Origin of the sequence: Halomicrobium zhouii (assembly GCF_900114435.1) — an archaeon.
Taxonomy (GTDB): domain Archaea; phylum Halobacteriota; class Halobacteria; order Halobacteriales; family Haloarculaceae; genus Halomicrobium; species Halomicrobium zhouii.
Genome location: NZ_FOZK01000001.1, coordinates 785255 through 799349 on the forward strand (window position 1 = coordinate 785255; position 14095 = coordinate 799349).

Genomic DNA, 14095 nt, shown 5'->3' on the forward strand with positions numbered 1-14095 from the left:
GTCCCTCTTTGGATAGTGATAAGTTAGTGGCATTGTGCCAGCGAACGAAGGTTTGAAGCCATGATTCGGCGGTTTCTGGTTCGACTTGACTGAAGCAATTCGAGAACAACGAGGTTCGACGCTTCAGTTCTCAAAAGATTCGTTCGACAGCGTTCGATTTCTGTGGCGAGACATCTGAAATCGGAGCCCAGGACGTTGCAGTGCAGTTTGGAGCACATGAGCGTCGTCAGCGACAAATCTAGCGGTTTCGACACTATGTTTATGCTGCAGATCTTATAGAGATCTCTTGGTAAGGGCCTATCCGGCGGGCAATTTGCCGAAACTCGACATCAAGAGGTCCACAACGAACGATTGAATACCCAGTGCTATCGACGGCGAGGGTTCAAATCGCACTCCAAAATACATTGATTAGTCCGTCTTTACCCCCACACTGGCGATCGGCTTCCGGCATTGATAACCAAGGATATTCCCCCACATCACTTTTCGCGTCAAACTAAACTTTGTCGTCGGTCCATGCAATAGCTATAGATGCGAGGAGGAGAAGAAACACGTGTGACATCCGAAAAGGCCATCGACGCGATCCGTCCTCTGGTCGAGGAACACTTCGAAAGGAAAGACGACGACTTCGTGCCGGGAGAGAGTACGATACAGCTCAGTCGGCCGACGTTCGGGCCCGACGAGGTGACTGAGGCCGTCGAATCGCTCCTCTCGACGTTCGTCACGATGGGCGAGAAAGTCGATCAGTTCGAAGAGAAGTGGTCGGACTACGTCGATACCCGGTACTCCCACATGGTGAATTCAGGGTCGTCAGCGAACCTGTTAGCACTGAAGGCACTGCAGGGAGACGTGATCGAACCGGGTGACGAGGTCATCGTTCCGGCCGTCGCGTGGTCGACGAGTCTGTTCCCCATCGTTGACATCGGAGCGGCACCAGTCCTCGTCGACATCGACCCGGAGACGTACACCATCGATCCAGAGGCCTTCGAGAATGCGATCTCCGACAGGACTGAGGCCGTGGTACTTGTCCACCTGCTCGGGAACCCGTGCGATCTGGACTCTATCGTCGATATCTGCGACGCTCACGACATTACCATCGTCGAGGACTGCTGTGAGGCACACGGTGCCAGATACGACGGGCAAGACGTCGGGACGTTCGGGGACGTCGGCACCTACAGCTTCTTCTTCTCCCATCACATCTCGACGATTGAGGGCGGGATGGTAATCACGGACGACGAGACGATCAGCGAACGAGTCCGAATGGCGCGAGCTCACGGCTGGATCCGCGAACTCGACGATACCGAAGACGTGACCGAGGCGCACCCCGACATCGATCCCCGGTTCCTCTTTGCGAGCCATGGCTACAACCTCCGGCCGACCGAGATTCAAGGCGCGTTCGGTATCCACCAGGTCGACAAACTGGACCAGTTCGTGAAGCAGCGGCGTCAGAACGCCGCGGAGATCACGAGCAGGCTCTCCGAATACGACGACGTATTCAGGTTCTTCGAAGAGGACGAACGTGCGTACTGTTCCTGGTTCGCGTATCCCTTCCAGGTCCGGGAAAGCGCACCGTTCTCACGCGACGATTTCCAGCGCTACCTCGAGGAGAACAACATCGAAACGCGGCCGATCCTAGCCGGGAACCTCGCACGCCAACCGATCCTCGAAGAAATCGACCATCGGGTATCGGGTGCTCTAAGTGGAGCACAGCAGATTCACGACACAGGGCTGTTCATCGGCAATCACCACCGGCTCGACGACGAGATGATCGACTACATCGTATCAATCGTCGAGGAATATGTCGAGTCACAAACTTGAACCAGTATCCATATAGGTAGCGATACGAACGAGCGTTCATGGACCTTCAGGGAAAACGAATCGTCGTCACGGGCGGTGCTGGGTTCCTCGGCTCCCACGTCGTCGAAGAGTTGGAGTCGCGTGGGTACTCTCACATCACGGTCCCGAGAAGCGATCAGTACGACCTGCGTGACCCCGACGACATCCAGTCTCTGTTCGACGACGAGAGCCCGGACGTCGTGATCCACCTCGCTGGCACAGTCGGTGGAATCGGCGTGATGGACGAAAAGCCGGGTGAGATATTCTACGATAACGCTATTATGGGTATCGAGCTGCTCGAGGCTGCGCGGCGGGCAGACGTCGAGAAGTTCGTTTCGATCGGGTCGGTGTGTGCGTACCCGAAACACACCTCGGTCCCGTTCGACGAGGAGTCGCTGTGGGACGGATACCCGGAAGAGACGCACGCGCCGTACGGGATCGCGAAGAAACTCCCGCTCGTACAGAGCCAGGCTTACCGACAGCAGTACGGGTTCGACGGGATCTATCTGCTACCCGTCAATCTGTACGGTCCCAGAGACGATTTCGACCCCGAGACGTCGCACGTCATTCCCTCGATCATCCGGAAAGTAGACGAGGCGATGCGTCGCGGCAACGATACGATCACGGCCTGGGGAACCGGTGAACCCACCCGTGAGTTCCTCTACGTGGAGGACGCCGCCGAGGCTATCGTCGAGGCGACGATATCATACGACGAACCTTTACCGATGAATCTCGGGTCCAGCGAAGAGATTTCGATCCGGGAACTGGTGAACATGATCATTGACACGATGGGATTCGACGGGGAGATCGTCTGGGACAGGTCGAAACCTGACGGACAACCGCGTCGGTGTCTCGACGTCTCCCGTGCGAGAGAGCACCTGAATTGGGAAGCGGCGACGGAATTCGACGATGGCCTTTCGGAAACGATCGAGTGGTATCGTGACAACAGGATCGACCTGATTGAGTAACGCAAAACGATTTAACTGAGGGAAACTGCGTAGGCATATCACATGTCTAAGAGAGCACTCATAACTGGCGTCACCGGACAGGACGGTTCTTATCTGGCAGAGATTCTACTAGATAAGGGATACGAAGTCCACGGAACCATTCGACGCGGATCTACGTTCAACACACAGCGTATCGACCATATCTTTCAGGATCCCCACGACGACCAGATCCCGTTTCATACGCACTACGGTGAGATGACCGATGCGAGCAATATCAGTCGATTGATCGAGGATATCGAGCCTGACGAAATCTACAATCTCGCCGCACAGAGCAACGTCGCAGTTTCGTTTGACCAGCCCCAGTACACTACGGACACCAACGCTCTCGGGACACTTCGAGTTCTGGATGCGATCCGTGAATCCAGAATCGATACTCGGTTCTATCACGCTTCTACCAGCGAACTCTACGGCGGTCAAACGAGTGAGCCGTTGAACGAACAGTCTCCGTTCCGGCCGCGTAGCCCGTACGCCTGTTCGAAACTGTACGCCCACTGGATCACTATCAACTACCGGCAGTCGTACGGCCTCCACGCTAGCAACGGGATCTGCTTCAATCACGAATCGCCTCGACGCGGGAAGCGATTCGTGACGCGAAAGATTACCCGCGCTGTTGCGAAGATCAACGCCGGCTACCAGGACAAACTGTATCTTGGCAACCTCGACGCGAAGCGCGACTGGGGATACGCTCCCGAGTATGTCGAAGGGATGTGGCAGATCGTGAATCAGGATGATCCGGACGATTACGTCCTCGCCACGGGCGAGACGAATACCGTCCGCGAGTTCGCGACGAAGGCCTTCGAGGTGATTGGAATTGACATCACGTGGGAAGGCGATGGCGTCGACGAACGGGGGATCGACAGTTCAACGGGCGAGAAGCTGGTCGAAGTCGATCCCCGGTACTTCAGGCCCAACGAGGTCGACACTCTCATCGGCGATCCGACCAGGGCAGAGACCGAACTCGGCTGGAAAGCCGAAACGTCGCTCGACGGGCTGGTCGAACGGATGGTCCAGAACGACGTCGACAAGGTTGAAACCGAGGGTGAAGTCGGTCTAGACTATCTGTGACGTACGGGGCTGGACCCATGAGCGGAACAGAAATCGAGCTGTTAGCGGAGATACATCTATCCCTCTGTAACCGTAGGGCGAGAGAATGAGAGACCGGCTCACCATGGACGTCAAAGGATTCAACGAACGGCATTTCGATCTCGTTATCTTGCTCGCACTGCTGTATCTGATTGTTTATTCTCTGTATCCGACGTATCTGGCATTCGAGACCACGCTAGAGCACGTCTTGATTATACTCTTCGTATTGTTGCATCTTTCCGGGTTCTACGCCTTCGCCCGGTATTACGATCTCAAACCTGTAGCATTTCGAATACCATCACCGCTCGAACCGAACAGATGGCTGACGCTGGCGGCCCTGGGATATCTCCTTCTTCAGGCCGTCGCAATGCCGAGGGTCATCCCCACTGGTGGCGATGTCGCGTCACACGCGACGATAAACTTCATCTTCCACAGACATATCAACAACGCCGGGTTGTTTGGAACCCCGGCGGTTGTGAAAGTAGCAGCAGTTCTGCTGATCCTGCTGGCACTACTGTATTGTATCTCAACAGTTGACCAAGTCAACCCCGCTCTCCTACTTGGTGGTGTCTTCGTTGTTGGCCTGCTTGCTCTCCGCTATGATATGACTACTGGTGAACAGATGAGGGCCAGCATGCCCGACTACTTCATCTCCAACGTCGTTCGATTCCCCCCGTTTGCCGCTCTGATTTACATCTTCTCGACTGCCCTGTTCGGCTACAGCGAACCGGTTATTCTGGGGATCCAGAGCGTTTTCTTCATTCTGTCGTCGATTGTCCTGTACAATCTCGCCAGACAGTATCGCGGCGAGACGGTCGCGCTTGGTGCGGCAGTGGTGTTTCTCTTCTCACCGATATCGATCTTTTACGGCCATCTCACGTATATTGAGCCAGCGATGACGTTCTTCATGCTGTTGTCTACGTATTATTTATTCCAATACGTACAATCCAAAGAGGTCTCAGAACTAGTGTTGGCCTCTATCCTCCTGTCGGCCGCCTTCCTTTTCAAACGGCCTGCAATCGTCGCTACACCCCTTCTCTTGTTGTCTGTCGTCTACTTGAACCGACATAACTGGACTATCACGATTCGAGATCTTACTGGTGTGTATCTCGGAACTGCACCGATGATACCGTGGCTCTACGTCAGCAACAAATACGTCTGGCGGAGCTACGATTTCACACCGGGAAATTGGCTCAGTGAATCAGCTTTCACGTATCTGTTTGCCCTTCCTGGCCAAGTCACTGTATTCGTGTCTGCGCTCTTTCTGGTAGGGCTTCCAGTAGCGGTGTACTCCGAGAGAGACGCGTTCACCGCCTATTCCATCGGAATAATCGGAATTTTCTACGTCTTCTTCACGTCAGACGCCTGGTTAGGAGTGCACCGGTTCGTGTTACCGTACCTTCCATTCGTGATCGTCATCGCGGTTTCCGCAATTTCAGTCGTCAAACGTTCAGTCGGCACCCAGCAGCTGAACTACGCTGTCGGTGGTCTCGTCATACTGGTCATTCTCTCCCAGCTCGCGATTCCGCCGGCTATCTCGGGATCGATGTATACGGTCTCGGACCAATCGGACACGCCCAGAGATGTTATAGCGGAGTACAGATACGATCTCGCTTTCCAATACGTTGACTCGACTGTTGCAGAGGACCAAGTCGTGATCTCGCTCCATCAGGCATGTTGCCCACCACACAGGTTTTATCTGCGAAAATCCGGGATGGGACGATCAATACTTGCTATCACGCCAGATAGTAAGGTCGAATCAGAGGCCGATTTAGCAGACGTTATCGTCAAGCGAGAAGCGGATGTTGTTTTAATTCCGGTGTACGGCAACACTATTATCTCTGAGCAGGCACTGGATTCCGTCAACCAGTACGGCTACGTCGACAACGTAACCAGTGTCGGTAACGGCCGTGGGACGATACGTATCATTCACGTAAATAAGACAGTGGCGGCAAGCACTACCAGCCCTCAATACTAGTCTAGACAAATCATCAGTATCGCGACTACCTCCAGAAGAGTTAATGTATTCGATTTTCGTTTTCCTAGCAATGGATGTATCTATAGTCATCTTAACGCTCAATGAGTACGAAGGAGTCAAAGAGATTCTTCCACGTATTCAAGATGAATGGGCGAACGAAATTCTCTTTGTGGATGGTGGGTCCACCGACGGTACGGTCGAATTCGCCAGAGAAAGTGGTTACCAAGTAGTCCAACAGTCTAAACCAGGACGAGGGAACGCCTTTAGGGAGGGGCTTGCGAAAACGTCCGGCGACATTATCGTCTTTTTCAGCCCCGACGGGAACGAAGTCCCAGAAGATATACCGAAACTCGTCGATCGAGTCAAAGACGGGTACGATATGGCCATCGCATCACGATTCGCTTCAGGGGCTGAGACAGATGATGCTACGCCGTTGCACTGGTTCGGCAATAGGCTGTTTACAGTGACAATTAATTCACTATTCGGCGGGTCGCTAATGGATGCGGTTAATGGATTCCGAGCTATCCGGCGAGACTGCATGGAATCAATAGATACAGATGCTGATCACTTCGACATCGAAGTGCAAATGACGATGCGGGCACTCAATGATGGATATTCTATCTGTGAGATCCCGACCCACGAGCCAGAACGAATCGGAGGCGAACCAGAGTTATCGACGTTTATCGATGGAATGCGGTTGATGCGAACAATTCTACGGGAGTACCACACGACGAAATTAAGGTGAGAGTTGGCCCACTAAAATTCTGCTGGAATGGGCAATGAGTAAGCCGAGTTCAATTTGTTTAACATCTTACTGCTCAAGAGCCAACGTCCACACCGACCAATGAAACACCGACGAATATGAGAAACGTTCCCACGAATGTCATTGTGTCTACTTGTTCGCCGAGCAGAAACGCACTCGTCAAAACCACCAGAGCATAGGTAAGCCCTAAAAATGGGAACGCAACTGAGAGATTGGTTTCCGTCAGTGTAACGACATAGAGAACTAAACTGAATCCATACAGCAAGATTCCAGCAACGAGTGGTATTGGGATAGAGGTAGCGAAAGAAACAGGACTAACTTGAGAAAATGAAGGAATGGAATCAGCCCCCAGTTTAAGTAACAACTGAGCACTAGTATTGAGCACCACCACAACTAGAAGTTGAAGGAGTATTCGATTCATAGAACGAAGGATTTCATGGGCACTCTGGACATTTTATACGGTTTGCTTAAAAGTGTGGCGTTTGCGATGGTGCAACTAAGTCGCTTGATTATTCGTGGTAGGTGAAATCTCAAGGGCGGCACCGATTTGTTCTACGCACGATTAATCGCCAATCTTGTAGTCTTTAACTCCTGCAAAGATGTGTGTCGATCTCTAGGGTGGAAAGGGTTCAGACAAACCAACATTGACACCACGCCAAAACAAATATGTGTGGATTATCCAACTGTTCGCGTATGGCCGCCTATCGGTTCCGGGTCAAGTATGACTGTGAGCCGACGTCGCTGTGGCGGGACATCGTCGTCGGCGCGGAAAGGACCATCGCTGAGTTACAAACAGAAATTAACGCCGCGGTCGGACTCGACCAAGATCACCTGTGGTTCGTCGGGACCGACGAAAACTACTGGAACAGCGACGTCGCCTGCCAGAATCCACGAGAGTACGAAGAATAACCCAGTCCCAGCCCGTTGCCGGACCTCGGGCAGAGTGAGAACGCGGGCCCCGTAACCATTGGTGAGCTGACCCGACAGCTCGGGCTCGAACAGTACGACCGGATTAGCTACCTCTACGACTACGGGGACGAGTGGCGCTTCTACGGCATCCTCAAAGAGATACTGAGCGACGAGCCGAACGACGCGGAGCCGACGGTCGTGAAAGCGAAGGGCGACTCCATTGACCAGTACGAACGGACGAGCCCAAGCGAAAGCGCTGACGACGAAGCCCTGCCGGACCCCCTCGATTCGGTGCTCCCCGAGACCGCCGTGCCCGTCGCGGATCTCCGCGCGTTAGAAGACCGGGACGACGTCGTCCACGTCATCCCGCTGCTCTCCGTCGAAACCGGGTTCGGCGCCGTCTGCGAGCGCTTCGCCATCCAGTTCGAGGACCACGGGTACGTCCTCGAAAATTTCCAGCCCGGCTGGCAGGTCGTCGCGGACGTCGACGGGGGCAACGAAACGGAAGAGAACCTCTTGGCCGACCTCGCGTCGGCGGTGCGCGACTGGCACGCCGAAATCGCGGAGATCTCGGGGGCGATGACGGGCCAGCACTTCGACGAGGAGACCGTCGAGTCGATGCACGTCGAACTGGACGCGGAACTCGAACGGAAGGGCTACGGGCACCTGTAACCCCGCTGGAGTCTTTCTCCTGTCACGATGGCATATTCCAGTCCACGTGAGACGGCCGTCGAATCGATGAGCGCTGGCGAAGTGGAAGCCCTACCCGGCCGGGCGGTTGCTGAGCGGCAAGGAAGCGTGACCCGCCGCGGACGCGGCGGGTTCGGGAAGGGGGGTGGGGAATTCATTCGAGAGCGCGTGCCGAAGGCCGCGCGAGCGATAGCTGTCCCTGGAGTCTTCGTGAGCGAAGCGAACGAAGGCTCAGGAGACGAGCAAAGCGAGTCTCCTGGTGGACTGAAAGGGCGAGGCCGGTCGCGGGGGCTGAGCCGGGCCCTATCCGAGCGACGGAGGAGCGAGGATATCCCGCTCAGGGCGCGCGAGCGCGCCGAGGGCTTTCGACGTGTTTGCAGTGCCACAACTCACGTCGACCGGAATACCCATTATGACCGCGATAATATTATCGCACGCATAATGATCGACAGGGAGGCAGAACGGGAGTGGGCCACCTCACACCTCGAGAGGGACGACCGTCAGCTCCTGGTTCTCTATGGCCGACGCCGCGTCGGGAAGACGACGCTCGTCACGCACGTCCTCGAACAGTCCGACACACAGTCGGTATACTATCTCTGTGATCAGCGAGGCACGGAGCCGAACGCACGCGCGTTCGCCGAGCAGTGTGCGGACGCGCTCGACGACGTCCCACCGGCCGTCGACGGCTTCGTGGACGCGTTCCGGTACCTCGCCAGGCGCGTCGACGGGCCATTCGTCGTCGCACTCGACGAGTTCTCGTATCTCGTGGCGGAAGACGAGAGCGTCCCGTCGGTGTTCCAGACCATCGTCGACGACGTCCTCGACGGGACCGAGATCTCGCTCGTCCTGCTCGGGTCGTCAATTTCGATGATGGAGGAGGGGGTTCTGAGCTACGAGAGTCCGCTCTATGGCCGTCGAACCGGGCAGTGGCGGCTGGAACCGATGACAGCGGGACAGGCGGCGGGGTTCTTTCCGGAATACGACGCCGAAGCACTGGTCCGCACCTATGGCGTCGTCGGCGGGATCCCGGCGTACCTCGCACAGTTCGACGCCGACGCGGACCTGCTGACGAACGTCGAAAGACACGTCCTCTCGAAAGGGGCATTCCTCTACGAGGAACCGGAATTTCTGCTTCGCCAGGAACTCAGGGAACCCGCGACGTACATGGCTATCCTCGAAGCGATCGCGGGCGGCGCGAGTCGAGTCACCGAAATCGCGAACGAAATCGGGAAGGACGCGAGTGGGCTGTCCAGATACCTCGCAAACCTCGACGGACTCGCACTCGTCGAGCGAGAGACGCCGGTTACGGACCCCGACGGTCGGGGGATGTATCGACTGAGCGATCACTTTCTCCGGTTCTGGTTTCGCTACGTCCTGCCGAACCGAGCCACGCTCGAACAGGGACACACGACACCGGTCCGCAGAGCGGTCGAGGAGACCTTTCCCACGCACGTTAGCTGGACGTTCGAAGACGTCTGCCGACAGGCGGTTCGAACGCCGGCGTTTCCGGTGCGGTGTTCGCGGGTCGGCCGCTGGTGGTACAATGAGATGGAGGTCGACGTGGCGGGCGTGAACGAACGGGACGAGACGCTGCTGCTCGGCGAGTGCAAGTGGACCGCAGACGCTGTGGGCCGCGGGCTGCTCGCCGACCTGGAGGCGACAGAACCGAACGTCCGCTGGCACGGAAGCGAACGTTCGGTCAGCTACGCGCTCTTCTCCAAGTCTGGATTTACCCCGGACTTACGGGACGTGGCGGCAGAACGCGACGACGTCCACCTGCTTTCGGTCCAGGATCTGATGGAGCTCTTCTGACGGGCGAGTCGATGGCGGTGACCCGCCGACAGTCGAACTGCGAGGAACCGAGTCGCAGCCGAAGCCCGTCGACTCCGCGACGAATTCTCGTGAGCCCGATCGGGAACGAAAGCGATGAGCGCCCACGACCTTCTATCTGTCCGGCCCAATCGGATCGCGACGTCATCGAGGACCTCGAACGAAGCCGAATGCATCTTCGCGAGTTTCGTTACGCTCAGGTTTCGGATAGCCAGACTGCACTGGCAAAACGCTTGTATACATCGCACACAAAGCATACGCCATGGGAACGATCTCCGCCCGGGTGCCCGATGAACTCGAATCTGATCTCGAGGAGTACCTCGAAGACGAGCACCTCGACAGGAGTACGGCCGTCCGGAAGCTCCTCACGGAAGGGCTCGAAGAGTGGCGTCGCGAACGAGCGCTCGAACGGCTCGCCGACGGTCGCATCACGTTTAGCAGGGCGGCAGAGGTCGCCGACATGTCGGTCTGGGACTTCGCCCGGTTGGCGAAGGAACGCGACATCACGTGGGTGTCGGGCGACCACGTCGGCGACGACCTCGAGGACCTGTGAATGTGGGTCTTCGACGCGACGCCGCTCATCTACCTCGCGAAAGTGAATCGGCTCGACGTTGTTGAGTTCCTTGACGACCCCCGTCTCGTTCCAGAACCTGTGTACGGCGAAGTCGTCGACGCCGGTCTCGAAGCGGGATATCCCGGCGCGCGTCGGATCGAACGACAGGTCGACGACGGCGTCTTCGAAGTTGCCGCTGTTCCCGAGACGAGTCTCGCAACACGACTCGAAGACAACGACAGCCTCAGCGAAGCAGACGTCGCCGTGCTCGTCTGTGCAGCCGAACGGGACGCCGTCGCAGTGATGGACGAAGCCTACGGTCGCGACGTCGCGGCGACCGAGGGGATCGACACGCGAGGAACTGCCTACCTCGTCTTGTCTGCGGTATCCGATGGGACGATCAGCGTTCAGGAAGGCCGGGATATCATCGACAAGATGATAGACGCTGGCTGGTTCTGTGCGCCCGACGTATACACCCGCATCGTCGGCAAGCTCGACTCGTTCGAGAAGTGAGCGGTTACCAATCTCGCGAATCAATAGCGGGTGCGAGTGAGAAGTACGGCCGAACAGTAGACCGTTCCGCAACGGTTAAAACTCGGCCTGCCATTTCTCTATTTGCTACCACACGGGCCGGTGGGGTAGCTTGGTATCCTTCGGCCTTCGGGTGGCCGTAACCGCAGTTCGAATCTGCGCCGGCCCACTTCTCTCGCAACGCAATACGAGGAGCGTCAGCGACGAGTATCCGTTGGTGGAAGTGGGCACGCAGATTCGAGCAAGGAAGTCACAGCCCGCGCAGCGAAGCGAGCAGGAATGTCTTCCCGTGTTCGAATCTGCGCCGGCCCATTTCCTGTCGCAATCAAGCCCACGAGCTACAGGTCACTCCATCGGGCCCATTTCGAGCAAGAGATTGCATGCACGAAAGCCTGGTAGCATGCATTACCCTCTGCAAATCTCGCATCTCCACCGATAACCGTCTCGTCGCAACAGCCCCACCGACCATCACAACCCAAAATCGATGTCAGCCTTTTAGAAGCCGGTAGAAGCGCCCATATTCAATGTCCTTCCGGTATCGTAGATTCACATTCGGCCAAAACGTCCGCAAGTGGCCTTCGTATAACATACGAAACGGAACTAGGAACTAGCCGAACGAACCGATAAACCACAGCCACACGTGCTAATTCGGGTATAGAGGCGATTTCACAGCTGATCTCATTCAGTCCGTGACCGGACGACATCGAAATCTTACCGGCTAAAATCTTCACAATCGGTTCCCGTCTGCCGGTTTCAATACGTATCGAATCCCCGTTCTCGATGCCCACGTCGCTCGTACGCGAGTATACTTCCAGGTTGGTCCGAGAACGCGGTGAATCGAAATCGGGTCGTACGGGCAGTTTCTTGGCCTAAAACGAGGGACTGGACAATCCTGGTAATAGGTCCTATTCCTGTCGCCATCGTAGACAGCTATGTCCAGTCTGTGATCCTCAGTACGGCCGCCGAGTCAATTTCCTAGATCCGATATCAGCCGGGTCGGCACCGCTTCTAGCGGACGTTCGAGCAGTTCGTGAACGGCAAACGAGCGCCGCAGGCCGCCCGATAGGCGGGCTCGGTCGCGCTCGGCCACTGACACCGAGTATGAAAACTGGCGGTGCGACTAAACGCGGTGAGAGAACAGCACCGATGCCCACGGAAGTGGCAGAATGAACGATCGGTTTGAGGTACAAAATCGCCGGAAGGTAACCGATTGTGAATATCGGCGCTCCTAAAAACGTCTACATTCCGAAGCGAACCACCGGCAAAGAGAACAGCATCCACGAATCAACCACGAGGTCTCCCCGGACTACGCTCAGTGCCGCATCGCAACGACCAGCGCTAACCCGGCGACGATCAGCATCGCGAATACAGCCATCGACAGCCACTGCACGTCCAGCGAGGCTACACCGGCATCATTTGCTCTCCTTCAGAAATAGCGGTTATATAGTCTCTAATTTTCATAACTTTAATTTCTACTTGGCTCGAAAGATACTCCGGAAGCCAGAGCCGGCCCGCTCGAATCGCGGACGTGGCGCGCGACGGTTACCGTACACCGACGGGGGAGCACTACGCGCGACGGCCAGTTGTCGGCGTTCGAACGGCTCTTTAGCGTCACGTGACGTCTGGTCATCACCCGTGGCACCGCCCACCGCGACGACGCCGACAGCGGTTCAGGACGTGCGCCGTCGTCGATCGCGGCCACGCCGTCGAGACCGGGCCGCGCGAAGAAGGCGAACCGGACACCACGATGGAACTCACCGCGCCACTCCGTGGAACGCTGTTGCTCGCAGTCGTCGTCCTGGTGGGGGGACCACCGACGGCGGAGCTGGTGGTGTACCCGCTGGCCGACGCGGAAGACGTCAGGGCGACCGTCGTCGACCGTATGGTTCTGCTGCTCGTCGGCGTCCCGGCGCTGACCGCGTTCGCCGCTGCCACCGCACTGTTGCTCGCGACGAGCACCGGCGGGCTCCCGCTCTCGGTTACCGGGGGACGTGCGCTCCTGGCGACCGAGTGGGGGCCGGTCTGGGTCGCCCAGACGGCGGTCACCCTGGGGCTCGGGCTGGTCGCGGTCGTCGGCATCCTGGGCCTCGTCGTGGTGCCGCGTCGATGGTGGCTCAGGGGTGCCACCGCCGGCGGCGTCCTCGTCCTGCTGGCCGTCTGTGTATCGGGGTACTCGACCGTCGTTCCCGACGCCCGCGTCGCGATCGCGCTCAAGTTCGGGCACATGGCCGGTGCGGCGGTCTGGACCGGTGGCCTCGTCGCGCTCACGACGGTCTGTCCGCCGGTGCTCCGGGCGGTCGACGAGGACGCGAGACGTCGGGCGGTGGCGCGAGCGATCCGGTCGTTCTCGCCCATCGCCGTCGGCGGCGTCACGCTGGCCAGCGTCGCCGGCCTGCTCATCGCCGTCTGGCACCTCCCGGGGCCGACGACGGTGCGGACCTCCGCCTACGGCGTCGTCCTCGCGGTGAAGGTGGCGTTCGCGCTCGCCGCCGCGGGCCTCGGCGGGGTCAACCGCTTGCTCCTGTTGTCCCGACTCCAGCCCGCGGCCTGTCGCCGTCGGACGGCCGGCCGTCGACTGCTCTCCCGCCTCCCGCACGGCGGCGCCGCGAACGCCACCGGCCGGGGCGCGACGCAGTCGTTCGTCTGGGCGATACGTGTGGAGGTGCTTGTCCTCGTCGCCGTGATGCTCCTGTCCGTGATCCTGACGGCGGTCCTGTCGGTCCCCGCCGGCACGGGGCAGCTGAACGCCACGGGCAGCGAGTTCCGGAGCGTCCTGCTGGTGGGCGCCATGGCGGTCGCCGCCGTCGGGTTCACGACGTTCGGCTACGAGGTGACCGAGGTCCGGCGCGAGCGACCGCCGACGTGACGCGGTCGGGCCGTCCGCGTCACTCGTCGGGCCGGGCCCGGATGCCCGCGTT

At 57.9% G+C, this 14095-nt stretch carries 10 protein-coding genes, 1 tRNA gene and 2 pseudogenes; 11 read left to right on the plus strand and 2 right to left on the minus strand.

Features of this window, described 5'->3' with window-relative positions:
- Positions 1–22 precede the first annotated feature (22 nt).
- Positions 23–273, minus strand: a pseudogene (locus BM337_RS03685) (IS6 family transposase); the annotation flags it as partial.
- A gap of 279 nt (positions 274–552) precedes the next feature.
- On the opposite strand from BM337_RS03685, the gene BM337_RS03690 reads away from it, so the two are divergent.
- The 5 genes from BM337_RS03690 (at position 553) to BM337_RS03710 (ending at position 6646) form a co-directional block, all read left to right on the plus strand.
- Entirely contained in the window at positions 553–1815 is a 1263-nt protein-coding gene (locus BM337_RS03690; RefSeq protein ID WP_089814012.1) for a DegT/DnrJ/EryC1/StrS family aminotransferase, read from the plus strand.
- Positions 1816–1853: 38 nt separating this feature from the next.
- Positions 1854–2801, plus strand: coding sequence for a GDP-L-fucose synthase family protein (locus BM337_RS03695; protein ID WP_089814014.1), 948 nt, complete (start codon positions 1854–1856; stop codon positions 2799–2801).
- A gap of 42 nt (positions 2802–2843) precedes the next feature.
- On the plus strand, positions 2844–3905 hold the full coding sequence (gene gmd / locus BM337_RS03700; RefSeq protein ID WP_089814016.1) for a GDP-mannose 4,6-dehydratase: 1062 nt from the start codon (positions 2844–2846) through the stop codon (positions 3903–3905).
- Positions 3906–3990: 85 nt separating this feature from the next.
- The gene (locus BM337_RS03705) at positions 3991–5901 is read left to right on the plus strand and encodes an ArnT family glycosyltransferase (RefSeq protein WP_089814018.1); all 1911 of its coding nucleotides are present in this window, start codon (positions 3991–3993) and stop codon (positions 5899–5901) included.
- 70 nt (positions 5902–5971) lie between these two features.
- Entirely contained in the window at positions 5972–6646 is a 675-nt protein-coding gene (locus tag BM337_RS03710) for a glycosyltransferase family 2 protein (protein ID WP_177227131.1), read from the plus strand.
- Positions 6647–6719: 73 nt separating this feature from the next.
- Here the strand turns inward: BM337_RS03710 and BM337_RS20420 are convergent, their stop codons facing one another.
- Entirely contained in the window at positions 6720–7085 is a 366-nt protein-coding gene (locus BM337_RS20420; protein WP_143117630.1) for a DMT family transporter, read from the minus strand.
- Positions 7086–7357: 272 nt separating this feature from the next.
- Here BM337_RS20420 and BM337_RS03715 point away from each other — a divergent pair.
- From BM337_RS03715 to BM337_RS03740, 6 genes and pseudogenes are all read left to right on the plus strand, one after another.
- A pseudogene (locus BM337_RS03715) lies at positions 7358–8245 on the plus strand (IS1096 element passenger TnpR family protein).
- A 459-nt stretch (positions 8246–8704) separates the two neighbouring features.
- A complete protein-coding gene (locus BM337_RS03720; protein WP_089814022.1) occupies positions 8705–10075 on the plus strand; it encodes an ATP-binding protein in 1371 nt (456 codons plus the stop codon).
- A 280-nt stretch (positions 10076–10355) separates the two neighbouring features.
- Positions 10356–10646, plus strand: a complete 291-nt coding sequence (locus BM337_RS03725) for a UPF0175 family protein (protein ID WP_089814024.1) — start codon at positions 10356–10358, stop codon at positions 10644–10646.
- The gene (locus tag BM337_RS03730; RefSeq protein ID WP_089814026.1) at positions 10647–11159 is read left to right on the plus strand and encodes a PIN domain-containing protein; all 513 of its coding nucleotides are present in this window, start codon (positions 10647–10649) and stop codon (positions 11157–11159) included.
- A 114-nt stretch (positions 11160–11273) separates the two neighbouring features.
- Positions 11274–11346 (plus strand) — tRNA-Pro (locus BM337_RS03735).
- A gap of 1578 nt (positions 11347–12924) precedes the next feature.
- The gene (locus BM337_RS03740; RefSeq protein ID WP_143117631.1) at positions 12925–14043 is read left to right on the plus strand and encodes a CopD family protein; all 1119 of its coding nucleotides are present in this window, start codon (positions 12925–12927) and stop codon (positions 14041–14043) included.
- The last annotated feature ends 52 nt before the right edge of the window (positions 14044–14095 follow it).